This window comes from Micromonospora sp. PRAS1 (genome assembly GCF_059553435.1).
Map to the genome: position 1 here is coordinate 74,636 of NZ_JCANNB010000001.1, position 21,207 is coordinate 95,842.

24 protein-coding genes are annotated in these 21,207 nt (G+C 70.5%); 10 read left to right on the forward strand and 14 right to left on the reverse strand.

Going from position 1 to position 21,207, the window contains the following annotated elements; translation table 11 throughout:
- Positions 1–65: 65 nt before the first annotated feature.
- The 4 genes from AC507J_RS00290 (at position 66) to AC507J_RS00305 (ending at position 2,470) form a co-directional block, all read left to right on the forward strand.
- Positions 66–818, forward strand: coding sequence for an SDR family NAD(P)-dependent oxidoreductase (locus AC507J_RS00290; RefSeq protein WP_496286976.1), 753 nt, complete (start codon positions 66–68; stop codon positions 816–818).
- Between the two features lie 112 nt (positions 819–930).
- A complete protein-coding gene (locus AC507J_RS00295; protein WP_496286977.1) occupies positions 931–1,551 on the forward strand; it encodes a class I SAM-dependent methyltransferase in 621 nt (206 codons plus the stop codon).
- A 287-nt stretch (positions 1,552–1,838) separates the two neighbouring features.
- Positions 1,839–2,063: a type II toxin-antitoxin system VapB family antitoxin gene (vapB, locus tag AC507J_RS00300; protein WP_496286978.1), complete on the forward strand. Its 225-nt coding sequence runs from the start codon at positions 1,839–1,841 to the stop codon at positions 2,061–2,063.
- Positions 2,054–2,470: a PIN domain nuclease gene (locus AC507J_RS00305; RefSeq protein WP_496286980.1), complete on the forward strand. Its 417-nt coding sequence runs from the start codon at positions 2,054–2,056 to the stop codon at positions 2,468–2,470. Before vapB ends, AC507J_RS00305 begins: the two co-directional genes overlap by 10 nt.
- A 132-nt stretch (positions 2,471–2,602) precedes the next feature.
- Here the strand turns inward: AC507J_RS00305 and AC507J_RS00310 are convergent, their stop codons facing one another.
- Complete coding sequence (locus tag AC507J_RS00310) at positions 2,603–4,222, reverse strand: FAD-dependent oxidoreductase (protein ID WP_496286981.1); 1,620 nt, start codon at positions 4,220–4,222, stop codon at positions 2,603–2,605.
- A 76-nt stretch (positions 4,223–4,298) separates the two neighbouring features.
- Between AC507J_RS00310 and AC507J_RS00315 the strand changes: the two genes are divergently transcribed.
- A complete protein-coding gene (locus AC507J_RS00315; protein ID WP_496286983.1) occupies positions 4,299–4,856 on the forward strand; it encodes a helix-turn-helix domain-containing protein in 558 nt (185 codons plus the stop codon).
- Positions 4,857–5,232: 376 nt separating this feature from the next.
- Here AC507J_RS00315 and AC507J_RS00320 read toward each other — a convergent pair whose 3' ends face one another.
- The 13 genes from AC507J_RS00320 to AC507J_RS00380 all read right to left on the reverse strand — a co-directional run bounded on the left by AC507J_RS00320 (position 5,233) and on the right by AC507J_RS00380 (position 16,884).
- On the reverse strand, positions 5,233–5,886 hold the full coding sequence (locus tag AC507J_RS00320) for a choice-of-anchor M domain-containing protein (protein ID WP_496286984.1): 654 nt from the start codon (positions 5,884–5,886) through the stop codon (positions 5,233–5,235).
- Entirely contained in the window at positions 5,883–6,530 is a 648-nt protein-coding gene (locus tag AC507J_RS00325; protein ID WP_496286986.1) for a choice-of-anchor M domain-containing protein, read from the reverse strand. The genes AC507J_RS00320 and AC507J_RS00325 overlap by 4 nt, the downstream gene beginning before the upstream one ends.
- A gap of 212 nt (positions 6,531–6,742) precedes the next feature.
- Complete coding sequence (locus tag AC507J_RS00330; protein WP_496286987.1) at positions 6,743–7,681, reverse strand: anchored repeat-type ABC transporter permease subunit; 939 nt, start codon at positions 7,679–7,681, stop codon at positions 6,743–6,745.
- Complete coding sequence (locus AC507J_RS00335; RefSeq protein WP_496286989.1) at positions 7,681–8,424, reverse strand: anchored repeat-type ABC transporter ATP-binding subunit; 744 nt, start codon at positions 8,422–8,424, stop codon at positions 7,681–7,683. The genes AC507J_RS00330 and AC507J_RS00335 overlap by 1 nt, the downstream gene beginning before the upstream one ends.
- Positions 8,421–9,401, reverse strand: a complete 981-nt coding sequence (locus AC507J_RS00340) for a choice-of-anchor M domain-containing protein (protein ID WP_496286990.1) — start codon at positions 9,399–9,401, stop codon at positions 8,421–8,423. Before AC507J_RS00340 ends, AC507J_RS00335 begins: the two co-directional genes overlap by 4 nt.
- 11 nt (positions 9,402–9,412) lie before the next feature.
- A complete protein-coding gene (locus tag AC507J_RS00345) occupies positions 9,413–11,002 on the reverse strand; it encodes an anchored repeat ABC transporter, substrate-binding protein (protein WP_496286991.1) in 1,590 nt (529 codons plus the stop codon).
- A complete protein-coding gene (locus AC507J_RS00350; protein ID WP_496286992.1) occupies positions 10,999–12,591 on the reverse strand; it encodes a TIGR03773 family transporter-associated surface protein in 1,593 nt (530 codons plus the stop codon). Before AC507J_RS00350 ends, AC507J_RS00345 begins: the two co-directional genes overlap by 4 nt.
- Before the next feature lie 174 nt (positions 12,592–12,765).
- Positions 12,766–13,944 carry a WxL protein peptidoglycan domain-containing protein gene (locus AC507J_RS00355; RefSeq protein WP_496286993.1) on the reverse strand — a complete coding sequence of 393 codons (1,179 nt, stop codon included), beginning with the start codon at positions 13,942–13,944 and terminating at the stop codon, positions 12,766–12,768.
- A gap of 131 nt (positions 13,945–14,075) precedes the next feature.
- The gene (locus AC507J_RS00360; RefSeq protein ID WP_496286994.1) at positions 14,076–15,548 is read right to left on the reverse strand and encodes a choice-of-anchor M domain-containing protein; all 1,473 of its coding nucleotides are present in this window, start codon (positions 15,546–15,548) and stop codon (positions 14,076–14,078) included.
- A gap of 51 nt (positions 15,549–15,599) precedes the next feature.
- Positions 15,600–15,905 (reverse strand): 30S ribosomal protein S14, encoded by a 306-nt coding sequence (gene rpsN / locus AC507J_RS00365; RefSeq protein WP_496286995.1) that lies wholly within the window; start codon positions 15,903–15,905, stop codon positions 15,600–15,602.
- On the reverse strand, positions 15,905–16,072 hold the full coding sequence (gene rpmG / locus AC507J_RS00370; protein ID WP_091439946.1) for a 50S ribosomal protein L33: 168 nt from the start codon (positions 16,070–16,072) through the stop codon (positions 15,905–15,907). The genes rpsN and rpmG overlap by 1 nt, the downstream gene beginning before the upstream one ends.
- Positions 16,072–16,308 carry a 50S ribosomal protein L28 gene (gene rpmB / locus AC507J_RS00375; protein ID WP_496286998.1) on the reverse strand — a complete coding sequence of 79 codons (237 nt, stop codon included), beginning with the start codon at positions 16,306–16,308 and terminating at the stop codon, positions 16,072–16,074. The genes rpmG and rpmB overlap by 1 nt, the downstream gene beginning before the upstream one ends.
- Before the next feature lie 66 nt (positions 16,309–16,374).
- Positions 16,375–16,884 carry a winged helix-turn-helix domain-containing protein gene (locus AC507J_RS00380; RefSeq protein ID WP_496286999.1) on the reverse strand — a complete coding sequence of 170 codons (510 nt, stop codon included), beginning with the start codon at positions 16,882–16,884 and terminating at the stop codon, positions 16,375–16,377.
- A 45-nt stretch (positions 16,885–16,929) separates the two neighbouring features.
- On the opposite strand from AC507J_RS00380, the gene AC507J_RS00385 reads away from it, so the two are divergent.
- The 5 genes from AC507J_RS00385 (at position 16,930) to AC507J_RS00405 (ending at position 20,620) form a co-directional block, all read left to right on the forward strand.
- Complete coding sequence (locus AC507J_RS00385) at positions 16,930–18,225, forward strand: CobW family GTP-binding protein (RefSeq protein WP_496287000.1); 1,296 nt, start codon at positions 16,930–16,932, stop codon at positions 18,223–18,225.
- Complete coding sequence (locus tag AC507J_RS00390) at positions 18,222–18,482, forward strand: type B 50S ribosomal protein L31 (RefSeq protein ID WP_496287001.1); 261 nt, start codon at positions 18,222–18,224, stop codon at positions 18,480–18,482. The genes AC507J_RS00385 and AC507J_RS00390 overlap by 4 nt, the downstream gene beginning before the upstream one ends.
- Before the next feature lie 150 nt (positions 18,483–18,632).
- A complete protein-coding gene (locus tag AC507J_RS00395; protein WP_496287002.1) occupies positions 18,633–19,049 on the forward strand; it encodes a hypothetical protein in 417 nt (138 codons plus the stop codon).
- A gap of 163 nt (positions 19,050–19,212) precedes the next feature.
- Entirely contained in the window at positions 19,213–20,292 is a 1,080-nt protein-coding gene (locus AC507J_RS00400; RefSeq protein ID WP_496287003.1) for a sporulation protein, read from the forward strand.
- Between the two features lie 106 nt (positions 20,293–20,398).
- Positions 20,399–20,620: a hypothetical protein gene (locus AC507J_RS00405; RefSeq protein ID WP_496287005.1), complete on the forward strand. Its 222-nt coding sequence runs from the start codon at positions 20,399–20,401 to the stop codon at positions 20,618–20,620.
- Positions 20,621–21,207: the final 587 nt, after the last annotated feature.

Consider the following 21,207-nt stretch of genomic DNA (forward strand, 5'->3'; position numbering starts at 1 on the left):
ACTACAGGGGTTTGCCGGATCGCATCTGTACTCGCCAAGCCCAGCCATTACGAAGGAGGGGCATCGTGACCACACAACGCATCGCTCTGGTCACCGGAGGCAACCAGGGCATCGGCAGGCAGGTCGCCCGCGAATTGACCGCCCACGGCGTCACCGTGTTCATCGGATCGCGCGACCTCGCCCGCGGTGAGAAGGCCGCCGCCGAGATCGGCGGCGGCGCCACCGCGCTCCAACTCGACGTGACCGACCCTGCGTCGATCGCCTCGGCCGCAGAGCGGATCGATGCCGAGGCGGGCCGACTCGACCTGCTCATCAACAACGCCGGCATCTCCACCACCCGCACCGACCTCACCATGACCGAATTCCGAGCCAACGCCAAACCCAGCACTGCCCCGCTGGACGACGTGCGGGCGGTCTGGGAGGTGAATGTCTTCGGCGTCTTGGCGGTGTACCAGGCCGTGCTGCCGCTGCTGCGCCGGTCGCTGGACGCGCGCATCGTGAATGTGACGAGCGCGGTGGGCTCGCTGACGATGGCCGCCGATCCGGCCCTTCCGCTGCACTCGTTCTTCGAACCGATCTACGCCGCGTCGAAGACGGCGCTCAACGCCGTGACCCTGACCATGATGATCGAACTGGAGGCGACCGACATCAAGGTCAACCTCGTTTCGCCGGGATTCGCGAGCACCGCCCTGACGAACTTCGAGGGTACGGACTCGACCGAGGACGCCGCCCGTGAGGTGGTACGCGTCGCCCGCCTCGGACCGGACGGACCGACCGGCACCTTCACCACCTGGCATGGCGTACACGTCCCATGGTGATCCCAGCCGTCATGGCCCGTGGTGACACCGCCACCCGGTGGCTGCGATGGTCGGTCGCGTCGCTCGGCTCTCCGTCTTCTACGCAAGCCACCTGTGAGAGGAACCAGCAAGCGTGTCATTCTTCCTTGAGTTCCTGCGCGCGCCGCTGACCGTGGGGGCGGTGCTGCCCAGCGGCCCGGCCCTGGCGGAAGTGGCCACGGCGACGGTGCCCGGCACGGGCTCCCCCGTCATCCTGGAACTGGGCCCGGGCACCGGCGCGTTCACCGGGCCGATCCAGCGGCGGCTCGCCGGCGCCGGGCGACACATCGCCGTCGAGCTCAACCCGCGGTTCGCCGATCAGCTTGCCGCGCGGCACCCGACGGTCGACGTCGCGGTCGCCGACGCTGCGATGCTGCGGCAGGTGCTCGCGCAGCGGGACGTCGGCCGGGTCGACGTGGTGGTCAGCGGCCTGCCCTGGGCCGCATTCGACGAGAAACTCCAGCGCGACGTGCTGTCCGAAGTGGTCGCGGTGCTGAAACCGGGCGGAGTGTTCACCACCTTCGCCTACGTGCACGCCCGCTGGGCCCCGCCGGCCCAGCGGCTGCTGCGGTCGCTGCGGTCACAGTTCGAGGAGGTGGTGGTCAGCCGGACGGTCTGGGCCAACTTGCCGCCCGCCCTGGTCTACTTCTGCCGGCGCCCCCTCCCCGCCGTTCCGCCAGCCGTCCCGCGCGAACTCGCCGGCAATTCCGCATGATCCCTGGCTCTTTCACCCGCGTCGGGACGGTCCGGGAACCAGGCAGAGTTTCCCGGGCCGCTTGGAGCATCAACGGAGCACCACCACGGCTGGTAACCACCGGCGCGAAGGGGCCTTACTGGTCGTCGCTGCGAGCGCGTACCGAGCGCCGGACGGCAGCGGTCGACGAGCCCCCATGAGACGCTCACGTTATGTGACTAGTTGGTAACATGCGGTCAACCGCTCCAGATCCGTCTCGCACTCCCGTAAGCGCGATATCGTGATATCATCACCTGCGGAGGTGTCAAATGGCCAACATCCTCATCCGCGATCTCAGTCAGGAAGCGATCGATCGCATCGACGCGGCAGCCGCCAGCCTAGGGCTGTCCCGCAACGAGTACCTACGCCGCAAGTTCGAGGAGAACATCAGCCCCGCTGGCGACCGGACGGTCACCGCCGAGGACTGGCAACGGTCCGCAGAAGCATTCGCCGACCTCGCCGACCCCACGGTCATGGGGGCCGCGTGGCGGTGACCAGCTGGCTGATCGACAAGTCCGCGTACGTCCGGCTCCAACTCGGCCAAACGTCGAACCGTGACCAGTGGAGCGCACGCATCAGCCGAGGGCTGGTCCGGCTCTCCACCATCACGCGCCTCGAACTCGGCTACTCGACGCGCTCCGGAGAAGCGGGACGCCGACAGTTCGCCGCCCCACCGCTGTCACTGATGCCGATCGAACACCTCACACCCGCCATCGAGGACCGCGCGCTAGAAGTGCAGATGCTGCTCGCCGACCGTGGCCAGCACCGCGCGCCGTCAATCCCCGACTTGCTGATCGCGGCGACCGCCGAGAAGACCGGGCTGACCGTCCTGGCCGTCGACAAGGACTTCGACCTCATCGCCGGGCTCACCGGCCAGCCGATCGAAACCCTGCCCGGCTGAGCAGATGAGCAGGGCCCGTCGCGTTCGGCGAAAGCATGATCGACTCTGGCTTGTCCGAGCGGGGTCTGCCAGGCCGGTGCGGGATCGAGTAGCTCTCGTCCGTCTCGGGTTACTCCCTGCGGTCCGTCAGCCCTACGGCTTGCGGTGGTCCAGTCGCACGGCGCGCAGCACGACGTCGTCGACGTGGTGTGTGCTGATTGCCCCTGCTGGGCGTGGGCGGGTTTCGTTCACGTCGATGCGCCAGTCGTCCGAGGCCGTGATCTCGGCGGTGATCTCGTCGATGCCGACGTACGCCTCCGGGTCGTACATGCGGGTCTGCTCGGCGGGGTCCGACGGCTGCTGGAGCCAGGTCAGGTCGTGACCGACGACGAGTAGCGTCCCACCGACGGCCACGGCGTCGAGGAGGTTGCGCAGTCCGCGCTGCTCGGGGGTGCGCTGGAACGAGCCGTACTGCAGTGAGACGAGGTCGTAGGTCTCGTCCGCGAAGGCGGCGGGGTCGTTGGCGTCGCGGTGCAGCGTACGCACGTCGAGCCCGCGACGTTCCGCTTCGGCCCGGATGCGGTCGAGTGCCCTGTTGGAGACGTCGGAGGCGGTCACCTGCCAGCCTCGTTCGGCCAGCCAGAGCGCGTCGGCTCCCTCGCCTGCGCCGACGTCGAGCGCCCGCCCGGGAGGCAGGTCCGCCACCTCCGCCACGAGGGTGCCGTTCGGGTTGGCGCTCCACACGCGTTCCTGGTCCCCGTAGCGGCTGTCCCACTCGATCGCGACGCCGCAGGGGCGGACACCCGCCGTGGTGTCCTCGGCGGCGAGGCTGAAGGCGATCTGGGCGCCGACCCAGCTGCCGTTCGCCGCGGCCTGCAGGACCTGGGCGCTCGGGTCCGTCAGGTTCCCGGCGGCGAAGACGCCCTCCACGCTGGTACGTCCGGTGGGGTCGACCGCGACGATGTCACCGAGTCCGCTGGGGTGGGCCGTGGTGTCGATGCCGAGCCCGGCGAGCATCTCGACCCGGGGACGGAACCGGCCCCCGGTGAGGATCGCGTCGGCGGGCAGGCTGCGGCCGTCCGCGAGCTCGACGACGAGTGACCCGTCCGGGCCCGCGTCGGCCACCCGGCGCACCGCACCCTCGACCACCGGGACCCCGGAGGCGACGAGGGTCTGCACCGCGGCCGGGTCGATCCCCGTCGCGTCATGCAGCACCACGGCCAACCGATCGGTCAGGTGCCGCATCAGCTGGGTCGGATGCAGTCCGACCGCCGACGTGACGATCTGCACGACCCGCAGGTCGCGGACCTCCCAGCCATGGCAGAACGGACAGTTGAACACCTGACGACCCCACCGCTCGGCGAGACCCTCGATGTCGGGAAGCTCGTCAACGATGCCGGTCGCGGCCAGGATCCGACGTGCGACCAGTCCGTGGCCGCCCGAGAGGGCGAGGTGAAACCCGTCGTCCGTTTTCCGCACCGCCAGGACACGGCCGGTGAGGACGTTGCCACCATATCTACGGACCTCCTCCCGCCCGATGGCCCGCATCGCCTCGGGCGGTGTGCCCTCGCGTCCGAGGTAGCCGTGCATGTGTTCCGCCGGTGCGTTCCGCGGCGTGCCGTCGTCAACGACGATGACCGAGCGTCGCTGACGACCGAGCTGCAGCGCGGCCGCCAGACCGGCCGCTGATCCGCCGATGACAGCGACGTCGCACCTGCGGACGATGCTCTGGTGCGGTGTGTTTTCGGAGGCTACGTGGGCATGGTCTGTCATGCGCCCAGCGTAGGAACACCTGGCGTTTTCCGAAAGGAGGCTTGCGGGATTCGCAAGAAACCACCATGCTGGGGAGATGAACGACCGCAGTGACGTGGAGCGGCTGGCGCGCACTCGGTTGCGGAGTATCCGCACCACGCTCGGCTACTCCCTGGACGAACTCGCCGAGCGCACCAACCTCAGCCCGTCGACGATCAGCCGGGTCGAGACGGGCAAACGGACGCTCAGCCTCGATGTGCTCGTGCCCCTGGCCCACGCGCTTCAGGTCAGCCTCGACGTCCTCTTCGAGGCAACCAGCGACGAGGACGTGGTGATCCGACCCGTGCAGCACCGTTCGGGCTCGCGCACCACCTGGCCGCTGAGCCGCGTCGACGGGCGCACCATGGCGATGAAGCTCCGGTTGGAGCCCGAAGCGACGATGCCGGCCCAGCGGGTTCATCCGGGGTACGACTGGTTCCTGGTGCTCGAGGGCAGGGTGCTGCTGTGGCTCGGTGAGCGGCAGATCGAGGTCGCGAAAGGCGAGGCAGCCGAATTCTCGACGATGACGCCACACTCGATGACAGCAGTCGACGAGCCGGCCGAGCTGATCATGATCTTCGACCGCGAGGGGCAGCGCGCCCATCTGCACCAGTGAGCGCGAAACCGGGCAGGGCGGGGACTGCGGTACACGCGGGGTGGTCGGGTCGGAGGTCACGTTCCCAATCCCATCGCTGCGATGCTGGAACAGTCACGCCGTGCTGATGGGGTGCCGAACGTCGGAGCACCATCGGAGCACCACGCGATCAGCTCCTGAGACCGTCAGGCCAACGGGATCTGGCTTCCCGCAGTCCTGGTTGTCGCGTGGTTGAGGGGCGGCGACTCGGTGCGGAGACGAGGCCCGACTCTGGGCAATGGCCGGCCGGCGCGGCGCCCGGTGGGTGAGGGCTGCCGCGCCGGCCTGATCCGCATTCGGAGGTACCCCCTACCTCAGCGGATCGCCTTCGTGCTGACGGTCGTCAGCGGTGGGTGGTTCAGGCGAGCACCTCGAAGGTGAAGGTCTTCGCGCCGGAGGTGATGGTGCTGCCGTTGGAGGCGAGGACGCCGGTCACCTCGAAGGTGACGGCGTAGGTGCCGGCGGCGTCGAAGGCCCAGTTGGCGTGGGCGTGGACGTTTCGGTTGACGTTGAGGCTGTCGGGCAGGCCGTTGCCGCTGTCGAACAGCACGGTCGGCGTACCGCTGGAGACGGTGTAGACGCTGAATCCGGCAGGTCCGGTGACGTTGGTGAGTTTGAAGGTGACGCGGTTGTTCTGGAAGATCCCGGTGGGCACTTCGAGGGTGTTCCAGCCGGGCCAAAGCAGGCCGGTGGTGTTGGACTGGGGCAGGATCCATGCCTGGCCGCCGGTGCCGAGGAAGGACCAGGCCGAGCCGGTGGGCACGGTGGTCTTGGCGGTGGAGGGCACTCGGAAGAGGACGTCGGCGGGGTTGCGTTCGATATCGGTGGTGCCGGTGTAGTCCATGACGGTGACGCTGAGGGCACCCGCGGCGTAGTCGACGTCGATGACGTCGACGTGTCCGCTGGAGAGGGTGACCGAGGCCGCCTGTGCGGGGATGGCGGTTCCCGCGAGCAGGGCGGCGGTGATGGCGAAACCGGCGAGGATACGACGGGGCGTACGCATGGTCATCACGCCCTTACCGCGATGTGCAGGGTGGTCGGGTCGGAGGTCACCTGCTGGCCGTTGGCGAGGGTGCCGGTGGCGCGGAAGGTGACGCAGTAGATGCCGGCGGCGTCGAAGGCCCAGTTGGCGTGCAGGTGGTCGCCAGCCGTGAGGGTCAGCGCGTCGGGCAGGCCGTCGCCGCTGTCGGCGAGAACCACCGGCTGGCCGACGGCGTTCTCGGTGTAGATGGCCAGTTGGCCGGGGCCGCTGACCGACTGCACGTTCAGGGTGAGCTGGTCACCCGCGAACGTGCCGGCCTCGATCTCCTCGGCGGCGATGCCTGGCCACACCAGGTTGGTGTTCTGGATCTCGGGCAGGACCCACACCTTCGACACACCGGGGGTGCCGAGGAAGCTGAAGGCGGGGTCGTTGGGAACGGTGATCTTGGCCTGGCGCTTGACGACGATGGCGACGTCGCCGGTGGCGTACTCGACGTCGTTGTCCTCGTCGTGGACGCCGATCTCGAGCGCGCCTGCTTCGTAGGCGATGTCGACGAGGTCGATGTGCCCGGTGCTGAACACGACGGTGGTCGTGGCCTGCGCGGGCATGGCGGAGGCGACGAGCCCGGCGGTGACCGCTGCCGTCGCGAGCAGCATGCGGAGGGAAGGACGCACGTGGAACTCCTCTCCCGGATCCCCAGTGGACCGGCTGTTGAAAACGATAGTCGTTTCAGATAGTCCATGGGAAGGGCCGATCAGATGAGCGTCCACAACCGACCCGTCGACGGCACCGATCACAGGGCGCACCGATCCCAGTGCGGGTGGGTGCCGGCACGGGTGGCCGGTCGCTCCCCGACAAGGCCGGAGCGACCGGCCATCCGGTCCCCCTACCCGGCGACCGGTGACGGTTCCTGCGGGTGAGGGCGGCCGGGCGGAGGAGCCGGGTCGGGGCCGCCGGCCAGTTCCGGTCCGGCCGGGCGCTTCCACCGCTGGGTGAGCACGCCGTGTCGTGGGGCGAGCAGCCAGGCGACGAGGAAGACGGCGGTGGCGACCAGGACGATGGTGCCGCCGACCGGTGTGTCGTAGCTCCAGGACAGGTACAGCCCGACGATCGCCGACGTGCCGCCGATCACCGGGGCGAGCAGCATCATCATCCCGAGTCGGTCGGTGAGCAGGCGGGCCGCCGCGGCCGGGGTGATCAGCAGGGCCAGGACGAGGATGTTGCCGATGGTCTGCAGGGAGATCACCACGGCCAGGGTGACCAGAACATAGAGCACGATGTCGAGCCAGAAGACCGGCAGCCCCATCGATCGGGACATCTCCCGGTCGAGACAGACTGCGACGAATTCCTTGTGCAGAGCGAGCACCAGGCCGAGGATGACCAGGCCGGTGCCGCCGACGACGTACAGGTCCCGGTCGGGGATGCCGGTGATCGAGCCGAACAGGAACTGTTGCAGCGACCCGGCGTACCCGGGGGCCTGCGAGATGATCACGATGCCGAGGGCGAACGCGCCGACCAGGAAGACACCGATGATGGAGTCCTCCTTGATCCGCCGGTTCTGGGAGAAGATCGCGATCAGCAGCGCGGTCGCGACGCCGGCGACGGCCCCACCGAGCACCAGGCTGCCCTGCAGCACGAAGGCGACCGCGATGCCCGGGAAGACCGCGTGCGCCACGGCGTCGCCGATGAACGCCATGCCGCGCAGAACGACGTAACAGCCGACGACGCCGCAGACGATGCTGGACATCACCGCGATCGCCAGCGCCTTGGGCAGGAACGCGAGGTCGGGGTTGAGCAGGTCGGTGAGGAAGTCGGTGATCGACATCAGACTGCCCTCACGAGCTTCAGCAACGGGGAGGTCGCGCTCACCCCGAAGGTTGTCGTCCACAGCTCGGGGTCCTGCAGGTCCGCCGGTTGCCCGTCGGCGACTATCCGGCCGTTGAGCAGGACCAGGCGGGTGCAGGAGTCCACGGCGGCGACGAGGTCGTGGGTGGTCATCAGCACCGCGCGGTCCTCGCGCGCCAGGCTGGTGAACAGGTCACCCAGCAGTTCCTGGGTGGGCATGTCCAGGCCGGTGAACGGCTCGTCGAGCAGCAGGATGCGCGGCGCGAGAGCGAGGGCCCGGGCGACCAGGACGCGTTGGCGTTGCCCACCGGACAGCTCGCCGACCGGCCGGCGGCGCAGCCCGGTCAGCTGTACGCGGTCGAGTGCGTCGCCGACGGCCCGCCAGTCGGCGACGCCGGGGCGGCGGAGCAGGCCCAGCCGACCGGTGCGGCCCGTCATGACGGTCTGCTCGACGGAGATCGGGAAGTCCCAGGTGAACTCGTGGCGCTGGGGGACGTAGCCGATCCCGGACCGGCCGGGGCGGGACGGCCTGCCCTCCACGGTCACCGTGCCGCCGCGGGTGCGGGTCAGTGCGAGGATGGCGCGCAGCAGGGTGGTCTTCCCGGCGCCGTTGGGTCCGAGCAGCCCGACCAGCTCGCCCCGGTCGAGGTGCAGGCGGATGTCCCGCAGGACCGACCGGCCGCCGAGGTCGACGTCCAGCCCTTCGATGTCGAGTGCTCTCACCGCTGGCCCTCCGGCAGTGCTGCGGCGCGTTCCTGTTCGGCCCGCCGCTTCGCCCGGCGTCCGCGCAGCAGCAGGAGGACCAGGCCGACGGCGAGCAGGACAGCCGCGCCTGCCAGCGCGGTGAACAGCAGTGTCGTGGACGTGCCGGCTGACTCGGTGGTCGTGGTGCGGTCCGCGTCGGCGGCTGCCTGCCCGGCTGCTGCGGGGATGTCCGCGGTGGCGGCGAAGGCCTCGTCGGCGCTGGTGGTGTCTCCCACGGCGAAGCGCAGCGTGCCGGTCGCCGACACCGTCTCGCCGTTGATCAGGTCGGCGGACACTCCGACCGCGACCAGGTAGACCCCCGGTGCGCTGAAGACCCAGTTGGCGTGGGTGTGGGTGTTGACCTCGGCCCAGAAGGGCTGCGCCTTCGGCTCGGTGGAGCGCCACAGCGGCTGGGGTGGAGAGAAGTTGCCCGCCTGCAGGTAAATCGTGAGGCTGCCCGGTCCGCGTACGCCGAGCAGGGTCAGGGTGACGCCGCGGTCGATCGTCTGCATCACCCGGGGGTCCTGGGTGTTCCAGCCGAGCCACACGACGTCCGGGTTCTGGACCTGCGGCACCACGTACACCTCCTTGCCGGCGTCGACGCCGAGGAAGGCGTACGCCGGGTCGTCGGGGACGGTCTGCAGCGCGGCGTCGGAGACCCGGAGCAGCGCCTCGTCCGGTTTGCGCCACACCGGTCGTGCCTGCGTGCCGTCGTGGATCAGCAGCGTCCAGCGGTTGTCGACGTAGCGGGGGCCGACGTCGACGTGTCCGGTGGCGAGTTCCGCCCGGCCGATTGCGAGCGGCTGGTCGGCGGCGATCGACTGGCCGAGGCCCGGTGTCGGCTGCTCGGCCCGCGCCGGGGTCTGCGTCGTGGCCAGCACGACGAGCGTGGCTAGCGCGCAGCGCAGGATGGCGGTCGTCGTGTGGGTGCGGCGTCGCGCCCGTCCTGCCGTCACTGGCTCCTCCATCAGTTGTCGGTGGTCAGGCAGTTGTGCAGTGAGTCGGCGTTGAACCGCATCATCTGCGCGTAGGTGGTGACGTCTTCGTCGAAGGTGTCGCCGTAGATCGGGCAGATCCGTAGTCCTTCCTCGCGGGCCACCTCGGTCAGGGTGGTGGACCGGGCCGCCAGGTTCGGTTCCAGGAACACGGCGGGGATCCTCAGGTTGCGGATCGTCTCGACGAGCCGGCGGCGGTCGGCCAGGCTCGGCTCCGTGGCGGGGTTCGGGGTGACGAAGCCGGAGATCTGGATCCCGTACGCCTGGCCCAGGTAGCCGAACGCGTCGTGGGTGCTGACCAGGTGGCGTCGCGACGGCGGGATACGCGCGACGGTGTCCCGGACGTAGGCGTCGAGTTGCTCGAGTTCCCGGATGGAGGCCGAGGCGTTCCCCCGGTAGATCGCCGCTCCCTCCGGGTCTGTTCCGATCAGGGTGTCCCGGATCAGCTCGGTGTAGGAGATGGCGTTGCGGACGTTCTGCCACAGGTGCGGGTCGATCTCACCGTGCACGTGCTTGCCGAGGACCGCCTGCGGAAGTTGGTACACCTGGGTGCCGGGTCGGCCGAGGAACCGGAACCTCCGGTCGCCGGGGACCTCCAGCAGTGCCTTGTTCGGAACCTCGATGACCGTGCGGGCCGGGTCGTACACCCGCTGGTTGGTTTCGCCGCTGCCCTCCGGGTCGGCGAACAGGTACAGCCGCCGCTCGTCGAGGTCGACGGTGACGTCGGCATGCCCGGAGTTCAGGACCGTCGCTCCGGTCATGCCCGGCACCGAGTGGGGATCCACCCCGACAGCGAAGGTGAACACCTGCTCGCCCAGCGGGACGGGGGCCGTGTCGGGGGTGACCGCCAGCTGCGCCCGCATAGTCAGCCGGTAGACGCCCGGTTCGCTGAAGGCCCAGCTCATGTGGGTGTGCGCGTCGGGTGGCAAGGTGGCCGTGTCGTCCCGGTAGCCGTTGGCGGCGTCGAACCCGTCGGTGGAGTCGACGTAGAACGACGGGTTGCCGAAGGATTCGGTCAGGTACGCCCGTATCCGACCCGGCCCGTTCGCGGCGGTCGCGCTGAGCAGCACGTCGGAGGAACGGTTCGCGCCCTGCGCCGCCCCGGTGCCGCGCACCCGCATGCCGAGCCAGAGGGTGTCCAGCGACACGTCCTCGACCAGCGGGATGATCTCCGCGGCGTACTTCACCGCCCCCTCGGCCAGCGAGATGTTCGGTACACCGTCGCGCAGGTTGGCGTCCAGCGCCTTGATGACGGCCTGCTCCTCCAGGAGGAGGTAGTTGCTGAACGCGACGTCGGCGTAGACGACGTCCCGGACGTCCCGCAGCGACGGCTCGTAGCTGTGCGGGTCGGCACTGTCGGGCACCAGCGAGCTGACGACCACCCGGTCACCGCCCACGTTGCTGACCAGGTCCCGCAGGATCCCGGTGGTCGTGATGACCTGGACGCGGTCGTCGTCGGCCGTCAGTGCCACCTCCGACCGGCAGCCGCCGGCCAGCAGGGCGAGCAGCAGCGGCAGCAGCCACAGCCGTGGGCTCCGCCGGTGGGCTCTCGCCCGCGTCACGCCGGTGCCGTAACGCCGCTCGGGGGTCCGGCCCTGCGGCGACGGGCCGACACCACCAGCAGGACCCCGAGCACCACGAGGACGACGCCAGCCGAAGCAGCCGTCAACACCCAGCTGGCCCCGGTGCGGGGCAGCGGGCCGCTGGCCTGATCCGCGCCACCCGCACTGTCACCGGAACCGGAGCCCGAGCCGGATCCGGAGCCGGAGCCGAAGCCGCCGTTCGGATCGGTGCTGTCACCGACGGCGACGGTGAGCGTCCTGGTATCGGTGACCGCCCTGCCGGCGGTGGTGGTGCCGCTCATCTGCACCGCGAGGCGGTACAGACCCGGCTTGGTGAACGCCCAGTTGCCGTGCGCGTGGGTGTTGAGCGGGATGCTCAGCTCCTGCGGGAACGGCTTCGCGGAATCGAAGAGCACGTCGGCCTTGCCGAACGAGCCGGTGAGGAACAGGGCGTACCGGCCGGGCCCGGTGACCCCCTTCAGCGTCCAGGTGACGTTGCCCTTGACGCCGGACACGACGGACTCGTGCTGGGTGTTCCAGCCGGGCCAGACGACGCCCGCCTGCTGCGACTGCGGCAGCAACCACACGGCGTCGCCCTGCTTGCCGAGGAAGTCCGCGCCGGCCGGGACCGTGATCTTCGCATTGTCCTTGACATGCAGGACCACGTCGGCGGTCTCCCGCCAGACCGGAGGGCTGGTCCGGTCGTCCTTGATCCGGATCCTCCATGTGTCCCCGGACAGTTGCGGCCCCATGTCGACGTGCCCGTCGGCGATCACCTGGCGGGTGCCCGTCGCGGGCGCCGCTGCTTTCACGGGCGGCGCGGCGGCGGGCGCCGGCACGGCTTGCGGCTTCGGCGCTGCGGCGGGCGCGGCCAGTGGCCGCGTCGCCGGCTGCCCGTCGGGCCGCACCGCCGGCCGGGGTGCGGCCGGCAGCGGCGCCTGTTCGCCGGGGCTGATCTCCGGCACCCGTACCCGGTACGTCGCGTCGGCGCCGAGCTTCCGGCCCGAGCGCAGGGTGACCGAGCCGGTCAGGGTGAGCCGGTAGTCGCCGGCCGCGTCGAAGGCCCAGACCACACCGCCGGTACGCGTGCCCACCGGTAGCTGCGCCGTCCGCGGCACGCCGGGGCGGCTGCCGAAGAGCGGGCTCGCCGCGCCGACACCGGCCAGAGTGTAGGCGGTGAAGTGACCGGGTCCCTCCACCGAGCGCAGGGTGAGGGCGACCGCGTCGCCGGTGACGACGCCGGGGCGTACTGCGGTGGTGTCCAGGGCCGGGAATCCGGTGTCGCCGGCGGACAGTGACCACACCGGCTGGCCCGGCGTTCCGAGGATGGCGAAGGCATTACCGGCCGGCACTCGGCCGGCCAGGCCGCCGGTCGGGCCCAGGACCACCTCGGCCGGGTCGCGGCCGGGGGCGTCGCCCGCCACCTGCGCGGCGTCCCGGAGACGCAGCGACAGCGCGTCACCATCGAACGCCACCGAGACGAGGTCCGCGCCGGTCACATCGACCGTGGCCGGTTCCGCGCCGGCCGGTGCGGCCCCTGCGGTGAGCGCCAGTACGGCCAGGGCGAGGCTGGCGGCGCCCGCACGCATGCTTCTCATCCTCATTGCTCGCTCCCCCGGCGATGTGCAGGCGTGTCGTCGTGCGGCGTCGTGACGACAGGACTGCTGGCGGCATCCGGCGGCGTGGCCGAAAGGGCTGGTGCGAGGTCTGCGATACGGCTTGACCGTGTCACTGCGAGTCCTTCCCCGTGGGTGGATGTCCGGTCATGAGTTGTCGCGGGTCGGTTCGGAGCGATCGGTGGCAGGCGTCGCGCGGTCGGGCGTCGTCGTGCCGCCACCCTCGACGCGGGAGCCCGGGCCGACGGGGGCGAGGGGCACGGCATCCGTGCGCTCCGAGTTCCGATCGGCCTCCCGGCTGGCCTCGGTGCGGCCCTGCTCCCGGGCGGCGGCCACCGCCCGCGCGATCTGTCGGGCCCGCCGTCGCCGGGCGGCGACCAGCGCCCAGACCGCGAGAGCGAGCAGGATCAGCAGGACCAGCTGCGGCCAGGGCACCGCCCAGACGGTGGCCTGGGCCATTTCGCCCCGCGGCGGCGGGTCGAGGACCTGGTCGCCGACGGCGGCGGGCGTGACGGCGGCGCTTCCGGTCAGCCGGAACAGCGGCGGCACACCGGTCATGCGTACGGTGGTGGTCAGCTCGCCGCCGGGCAGGATCTCCGGCAGGGCCGCCGCCTCCACCGTGCGCCGGCCGAGACCGAACGGGCCGGCCACGTCGAGCGCGGGCCGCCCCGTGAGCCGGACGTTGCCGGTGTTCCGGACGGTGAAGGTGGCGGTGAGCGTGCCACCGGTGAGGGGGTTGAGCGAGCCGGTGTGCCGTACCCGAAGGTTCTCGACTGTCAGCGCAGGTTGCAGCTCACCGGTGACCCGCAGGTAGATGCGCGCGCCGACGCGGTGGTCGACGGCGACCTGGTTGCCCTGGGCGTCCGCCGTCGTGGTGGCGAGCGAGGCGACGATTCCCCCGGCGTGGTCCCCCGGCGTAGCGTTGGCCGGCACGGTGAGGGTGAACGGGACGTTCAGGCGGGACGTCGACGGAATGGTCAGGGTCCGCCGAGGGATGCGGACCCAGGCGCCGACGTCCATAGGCTGCTGGCCACCGGCCAACAGATCGAAGCCGCCCTGTGCGGTGGTGAACGCGTCGCTGGCGTAGAGGTTCAGGGTGAGCGGGCGGGCCGAGTGGTTGGTGACGGCGACATAGTCGGTCAGGGTGGCGCCCGGGTCGAGCTTGTAGGTGAACGCCGGCCGGCCGTTCGGGCCCTTCGCGGTCGATGGTGCCACACCCCAGGTCACGGCCGACGGAGTCGACGATGCGCCAGGCGTCGGCGCGGGCGGTGCCGGTGCCGTACCCAGCAGGGCGATGCCGGTGGCGATGGCGGCGAGCAGACGCATGGGGGGACGGCTTCCGTTCCTGGGATGGGGATGGGGATGGGGCGGGGTGGGCGGGTCGCGGCAACTTCCCGCCCACCCCGCGACCCTCCGGCGGCCGGCTCAGCGCCGGGCCACCGGACGGGTTCCGGCGGTCAGATCGCGGTGAGGGTGAGGGTCGCGGTGTAGGTCCCCGCGGCCGTCTCGGTGGGCAGGCTCAGCCGCAGTCCCGCGCCCAGCTGGGCGGTACCCCGCCCGGCACCGTCCAGCGCCGAACCCAGCACCGCGCTGGTGCCGAGGCCACCGCCGCTACCGACGACGTACGGCGCGACCTCCGGTCCGGCGACCACGCCCTGCCCGGAACCCTGGGTCAGCACCCGAGGGCTCCAGCCGAGGTAGCCGGCGCTGAACGTCGCCCCGTCCGGACCCGTGAAGTCGGCCGGAATCTGGCCTGAGGCGCTCCAGCCGGGCTGACCGGCGCGGGTGTCGGTCACCGTGACCGGCCGCAGCTCGCCGTTGCTCTCCCACCGGTCGCCGACGGGGTTGAGCTGCGCGGGCGGCAGGACCACGGCCCGGTCGTCCGGGTCGACGCTGATCACCAGCGAGCCCTGCGTCTCGTCGATCGACGCGGTGATCGTCTGCGAGGTGCCCGGGTCCTGCGGCGGGAACGCCACCCACAGGGTCACCGGTTCGCTGGTCGCGACGACGCCGTGGTCGTCGTTGTAGAGCTTGGCTGCGTAGTCGCAGGCGTTCAGCTCCCGGGTCGCGGTGAAGGAGTAGCTGGCGCCCGCCTCCCCGGGGATGACGGTCCAGTCGGCCGCGCCGGGGCACTTGCTGAACCAGTGGTAGTGATCCAGCTCGGTCTGCGGGGTCTGCACCGCAGTGAGCGTGACGGTGTCGTTGGGCTGGTACTCGTCGGCCATGCCACTGACCGACAGGCTGACCTCGGGCCCACTGCCGGGCAGCTCGCCGACGACGAACGAGTAGTCGACCGGCCCGGTGCTGACCGTGGTGCCGTTGGTCAGCGTGGCGTCGGCCTGGAACTTCAGGGTGTAGCTGCCCTGCGCGCTGAACGCCCAGTTCGAGTGCGCGTGGGTCTTCACCGGGACGTCGATCGCGTCCGGCAGCCCGTCGTCGCCGCGGAACTTGATGATGGGACCGCCGAAGGAGTCCTGGGTGAACAGCGTGACGTTGCCCGGACCCTGCACATCGACCAGGCTGAGCCGCACCGTGTTTCCCTCGAACACCCCGGAGTCGAGGGTCGTGGTGTTCCAGCCCGGCCAGAGCAGATCCGGGTCCTGGGTCAACGGCAGCACCCAGACCTGACTGCCCGCCGGCCCGAGGAAGGCGAAGCGGGGATCGTCCGGAACGGTGATGGCCGCCTCCGGTAGGACCTGGAACGTCACGTCCGCCGGGTCTCGCTTGACCGCGGGGCTGACCGTGTCGTCGTTGACCTTCAACGACAACTTTCCATCGCTGTAATGCACGTCGACCGCGTCGGCGTGCCCCTTGGACAGCACAACCTTCTCCGCCGCCGACGCGGCCGTGGGTGCCAGCACCGTGCCGGCGACCACCACCGCCCCGGCGACCAGGGCCGCGAAACCGCGAGCCCTCACCGTCGCATTCATACCTCCCCTTTCACACCGCGCGCCCTGCACGCGGTGACTCGTGTGGTGACATCACCACGACGCCTTGCGGATCCCGGGCATCTCGCCGCGCAGGGCCAGCTCGCGGAACCGGACCCTGGAGAGTCCGAACCGGGTCAGCACGCCGCGTGGGCGGCCGTCGATCTGGTCCCGCGACCGCAGTCGCACCGGGCTGGAGTCGCGCGGCAACCGGCTGAGCCGGCGGACCGCCTCAGCGCGTGCGTCCGGGTCGGTGTCCGGGTGGGCGACCGCCCGCTTCAGCTCCGCCCGCGCCGCGGCGTGCCGGGCGACCAGTTCCTCGCGGCGGGCCTGCCGGTTGACCAGGCTCTTCTTCGCCATCAGCGGGCCTCCTTGAACTCGACGTGTCGGCGCACGATCGGGTCGTACTTGCGCAGCACCAGGCGGTCGGGGTCGTTGCGGCGGTTCTTCCGGGTGACGTACGTGTAGCCGGTGCCGGCGGTGCTGCGCAGCCGCACGATCGGACGGACGTCGGTCTGCCGGGCCATCAGAGCTTCACCCCCCGGTTGCGCAGTTCGGCGACGACCTTCTCGATGCCCTTGCGGTCCACGGTCTTGAGCGCCTTCGCGGTCAGGGTGAGGCTGACCCACCGCCGCTCCGAGGGCAGCCAGTAGCGGTGGTTCTGCAGGTTCGGGTTCCACCGGCGGCGGGTGCGCCGGTGGGAGTGGGACACGGCGTTGCCGAAACTTGGCTCCGCGCCGGTGACGTCACAGCGTCGGGACACGATCACTCCTCGATGAGAGTCTTGACAGTAACGAAAACCGTTTTCAGTCTTACATCAACCGTTCGGTCACATCGGTGACGGGTCCTCGACAATCTCGACGTCACAGTCGGCGCCAAGGCGGTAGCCGACACCGCGCAGCGTCGTCACCACCGGGACGTCGGTGCCGATCTTGGCGCGCAACCGCCGGATGTGGACGTCCACGCTGCGCAGACCCGTGTAGGGCTGCCCCCACACCTGGTCCAGCAGTTGCCGTCGGGTGAAGACCCGGCGTGGATGCTGGGCCAGGCAGAGCAGCAGGTCGTACTCCCGACGGGTCAACACGATCTCGGCGCGGTCGCGGTAGACCGCCCGCGCTCGAGGATCGATACGCAGGCGAAGGCCCGGCCCTCGCGCCAGCGGTGACACCGGTCCCGGCTCGCCGCCCAGGAAGGCCAGCAGGGCAGCGAGCCGATCGGCGTCCCCGTCACCGCCGCCCGGGCCGAGCTTCAGGTGAACCGTGACGGTCAGGACGTCACCGCCCCGCTCCGCCCCTGCCGCACCCACCGGCACATCCCTGTTCACGTCAACGGCTCGCATGTGCTTAGAATGACAATCGTTTTCAACTAAGTCGAGAGGAGCACGATGTCGTCGTCACCACAGGCCCCGACCCGCGCCGTGACCGCCGACGCCGATACCCGGCCGTCGCTGACGGTGCTGTCCGGGTTCTGGCCGGCGGCGACCTTCGCCGTCGCCCGCGCCCTGCTCGCCGCCGACACCTCGCTGCTGCTGGTCCGGCACGACCTCGCCGGCATCCGCGACGGCGTCGTCCGCCGGGTGGTCCGCACCGGCATCGGCATCGTCGAGGACGAGCAGATCACGCTGCGGCACGGCTGCGTCTCCTGCACGCTGCGCGAGGACGTGCTGCCCACCCTCGTCCGGCTCACCCGCAGCCACCCCGGCCGGGACCTGATGCTGATGCTGCCCGAAGTGGTCGAACCCGAGGCGGTCGCCGCCGCCTGCGCCCACTGCCTCGTCGACGGCGCACCGATCACCGACCTCATCCGGGTCGACTCTTACGTCACCGTCCTCGACGCCGAACACCTGCTCGACGGCCTCGCCAGCACCGACGACCTCACCACCCTGGGCATCCAGGCCGCCGAGAACGACCACCGCGCGCTCGCCGACGTCGTGGTCCGGCAGATCGAGTACGCCGACACCCTGGTGCTCTGGGGACAGTCCCGCGACGGCGCCTTCGACACCAGCAGGATGGCGGTCCTGCTGCAGCGGATGGCACCCTGGGCCACCCACATCCGCGTCGACGGGGACCTCGTCGACGCCGGCACGCTGACCCGCCAGCTGCGACACACCCACCGGCACCGCCCCGAGATACCCGGGGTACTCGCCCGCGGCCTGCAGGGCTACACCCTCGGCGCGCATGAGCCGGAGCCCGACTGCGGTGTGGTCTCGGCCGTCTTCCGCGCCCGCCGTCCGTTCCACCCGCAACGCCTGCACGACGTCCTGGAGGACGTCAACGCGGAGATGATCCGTTCCCGGGGTCACTTCTGGCTGGCCAGCCAACCCGACACTGTCATCGCCTGGGAGTTCGCCGGCGGCGGCCTGTCCATGGGGTCGCTCGGGCACTGGCTGGTCAGCCTGCCGGAGGACCGCTGGGACCACGTCGAGGACCAGCGCCGCCTCGCCGCGGCCCTCGACTGGGACCCCTACTACGGCGACCGACACCAGCACCTGGCCTTCATCGGCCTCGACATCGACCCCGTCGAGCTGCACCGCACCCTCGCCGGCTGCCTGCTCACCGACGCCGAACTCGCCGACGGCGAAGAGATCTGGCGTACCTACCCCGACCCGTTCAACGGCTGCTTCCCCCTCGGCACCGAGGAACTGACCGACACCGACACCGAAGGAGCGCAACCCGCATGAAGCCCGGCATCCACCCGGAGTACCGGCCCGTCGTCTACCGCGACAAGGGCGCCGACTTCGCCTTCCTCACCCGCTCCACCGCCACCAGCGACCAGACGATCGAATGGAGCGACGGCAACACCTACCCCGTCATCGACGTCCAGATCTCCTCGGCCAGCCACCCCTTCTGGACCGGCAAGCAGCGCCTGCTCGACACCGCCGGCCGGGTCGAGAAGTTCCGCCAGAAGTACGCCCGCCGCGGCCCCCAGGGCGGATGAGACCGACACCCCGGTCGACTGGGCCGAGCTGGCGCCTCAGCTGGCCCACGCGTCCGCGTCGAGCCACTGCGCGCCGACATCCCCGCCGAGACGAACGCCCTACGAGAGACGCTCGACGCTCCCGCCGACCTGGTGTGGGCATCGGCCTCGGTGCACCACGTCGCGGACCAGCAGGCGGCAGTCACCGCCCTCGCCAGCCTGCTCGCCCCCGGTGGACGGCTGGCCCTCGCCGAGGGCGGCCTGCCGGAGCACCACCTGCCCTGGGACGTCGGACTGGGCGAACCCGGTCTGGAAGTCCGGCTGCACGCCGCCCAGGACCGCTGGTTCGTCGCTGGCCTCGAGCGACAGGCTGGTCACGCCCTTGATGCGGCACAAGATCTGCTGGTCAGGGCGATACAGCAAATGGGGAACCGGATCCGCACGCGAAGTGATCGGGCGTGCGTGACGCGTTTTGCTGGTCCTGATCCGATCGTGCTGGTTGAGCGAACCAGCAAGCGAACGCTGGCGGTGAGGGCCGCACTCCTCAGGGGCCGGACCCGAGACGCACACGGCACCACCCGAGAGTAACGCTTCGGATGCACTCAGCTATTTCTCAGGTGGCGTTGGTAGTTTCCCGGCGCAACGGCATCCATTATGGACGCCGTTGACCTCGTTGCGGCGCAAGGGTTCCGTGTGGAACTTCCACCGGATCCGGGTGTCGCGCGTCCAGTGGCCGTCGAGGGAGAGGTTCGTGGTGTTCAAGAAGATGCTGGGCGCGTTCGGGGTGGGCGGCCCGAGCGTCGATACCGTCCTGTCCAATCCGAGCACCCGCCCTGGGCTGATGTTGGCCGGGCAGGTGAACCTGACCGGGGGCAGCCACGATGTGGAGATCGACCACATCACCGTCGGGCTGGTCACCCGGGTGGAGATGGAGGGCGCGGAGGAGGAGCACGACGCGCTCGTCGAGTTCCACCGTGTTCATGTCGCCGGTGGCCTGCACCTGCGCGAAGGCCAGCAGTTGTCGCTGCCGTTGCAGGTGGCGATGCCGTGGGAGACCCCGGTGACCGACCTGTACGGGCAGCACCTGCACGGCATGACCATGGGCCTGCGGACCGAGGTGGCCATCCGCGGCGCGGTCGACAAGGGCGACCTCGACCCGGTGTACGTGCACCCGCTGCCGGTGCAGGAACGCATCCTGGAGGCCTTCGGCCGGCTCGGCTTCCCGTTCAAGGGCGCCGACCTGGAGCGCGGGCACATCTCTGGGCTGCACCAGAGCCTGCCGTTCTACCAGGAGATCGAGTACTACGCCGCCCCGCAGTACGCCCACGCCGTCAACGAGGTCGAGTTGACCTTCGTCGCGAACGAGCACGGCGTCAACGTCGTCCTCGAATTCGACAAGCGCGGCGGGCTGTTCACCGGCGGCCACAACTCGTTCGGCCGCTACCACGTCGCGCACGCCGACGCCGACCGCGTCGACTGGGCAGCGCAGGTTGACGGCTGGGTCCGCCAGGCCCTCGACGGCTACCAGAGCTTGCACGCCGGCCACGGCTACGCCCCGCCCGCCCAGGGCTACGGCACCCCCGGCTACCCGCCCCCGCCGCCCGGCTACGGGCAGCCCGCCTACGGCGCACCCGGCCACGGGCACGCCGCGTACGGCCACCCCGGCGGCCATTACAAGGAGGAGCACCACGAGCGGCACGGTGGCCCCGGTATGGGCGCCGTCGCCGCGGGTGTGGTCGGTGGCGCCGCGCTCGGCTTCGCCGGCGGCATGGTCGCCGACGAGGTCTTCGACTCCTTCGGCGACGACGAGGGCGGCGACGAGGAGGCCTGAATCGCCTTCGATCCACAGTGGATTAGCGCACCCGATCCATGATCTAATTCGGCAGGTTCGTCCGCAGTTGGTCGGAATGTCCGACCAGGATTTCGAAGGAGTGTGCATGCCCGTCACCGCCGACCTCACCAAGCTGGTCGACAAGGCATACCAGGACAAGACTCTCAGCGAGATCGTCGACGCCCCGGTGTCCGCCCTCGCCGGGGTCAGCGACGGCGACGCCAAGCTGCTCAAGGACGCCTTCAACATCACCACCGTCGGCGACCTCGGCCGCAACCCGTACTTCCGCACCGCCAACGCCCTGGTCGCGCTCACCGGCACCAAGTAGCACCACCGCGGATGCCCGGTGGCTCAGGAGTCCGCTCCGAGCCGCCGGGCATCGGCTTGTCCCCCTTCCGTCCCTGCGTCGTCCGCTACGGCTGGCGTGGCTGGTTTCGGTAGTTGCGCCAACTGCGCCGGTACGCCGTCGAGGTCCTCGCCGGCGAACCGATTGCGGTAGAGCAGCAGCATCGCCAGCGCCAGCACCGAACAACAGCCGGAACCCCGACTGAGCCTCCATCGCGTACGCGGCACCGCGCGCCCGCCCCAGATGCCGTACCCCGTCGACCATGCCCCGCACCGCCGCCGCCTCCCCGGCGAGGCCCGGCGGGTGCGGCAGCACCTGGTCGGGGCCCAACTCGTCGCCGGCGAAGGAGAACCGGGCCAACGCGGCGGACGCCAGGTAACCGACCGGCGCGAGCAGCGCGATCCCGGCGTAGCCGGCGTCCCCGGCCGCGCCGCGCCGGACTGCCCCCGGTCCGGCTACACGACCTGCGCCACGGCGCCGCGTCCCTCGCCCACGAAGCCGGCGCCGACCTCAAACGCTGCAGGACCTCCTCGGGCACTCCAGCATCGTGGTCACCGCCGACACCTACA

Excerpts from the sequence above, each read along its gene's own strand:
- vapB (WP_496286978.1), top strand. The coding sequence starts at position 1,839 with ATGGCCAACATCCTCATCCGCGATCTCAGTCAGGAAGCGATCGATCGC.
- AC507J_RS00310 (WP_496286981.1), bottom strand. The coding sequence starts at position 4,222 with ATGACAGACCATGCCCACGTAGCCTCCGAAAACACACCGCACCAGAGC.
- AC507J_RS00315 (WP_496286983.1), top strand. The coding sequence starts at position 4,299 with ATGAACGACCGCAGTGACGTGGAGCGGCTGGCGCGCACTCGGTTGCGG.
- AC507J_RS00330 (WP_496286987.1), bottom strand. The coding sequence starts at position 7,681 with ATGTCGATCACCGACTTCCTCACCGACCTGCTCAACCCCGACCTCGCG.
- AC507J_RS00350 (WP_496286992.1), bottom strand. The coding sequence starts at position 12,591 with ATGCGTGCGGGCGCCGCCAGCCTCGCCCTGGCCGTACTGGCGCTCACC.
- AC507J_RS00355 (WP_496286993.1), bottom strand. The coding sequence starts at position 13,944 with ATGCGTCTGCTCGCCGCCATCGCCACCGGCATCGCCCTGCTGGGTACG.
- AC507J_RS00360 (WP_496286994.1), bottom strand. The coding sequence starts at position 15,548 with ATGAATGCGACGGTGAGGGCTCGCGGTTTCGCGGCCCTGGTCGCCGGG.
- rpsN (WP_496286995.1), bottom strand. The coding sequence starts at position 15,905 with ATGGCGAAGAAGAGCCTGGTCAACCGGCAGGCCCGCCGCGAGGAACTG.
- rpmG (WP_091439946.1), bottom strand. The coding sequence starts at position 16,072 with ATGGCCCGGCAGACCGACGTCCGTCCGATCGTGCGGCTGCGCAGCACC.
- AC507J_RS00380 (WP_496286999.1), bottom strand. The coding sequence starts at position 16,884 with ATGCGAGCCGTTGACGTGAACAGGGATGTGCCGGTGGGTGCGGCAGGG.
- AC507J_RS00385 (WP_496287000.1), top strand. The coding sequence starts at position 16,930 with ATGTCGTCGTCACCACAGGCCCCGACCCGCGCCGTGACCGCCGACGCC.
- AC507J_RS00390 (WP_496287001.1), top strand. The coding sequence starts at position 18,222 with ATGAAGCCCGGCATCCACCCGGAGTACCGGCCCGTCGTCTACCGCGAC.
- AC507J_RS00405 (WP_496287005.1), top strand. The coding sequence starts at position 20,399 with ATGCCCGTCACCGCCGACCTCACCAAGCTGGTCGACAAGGCATACCAG.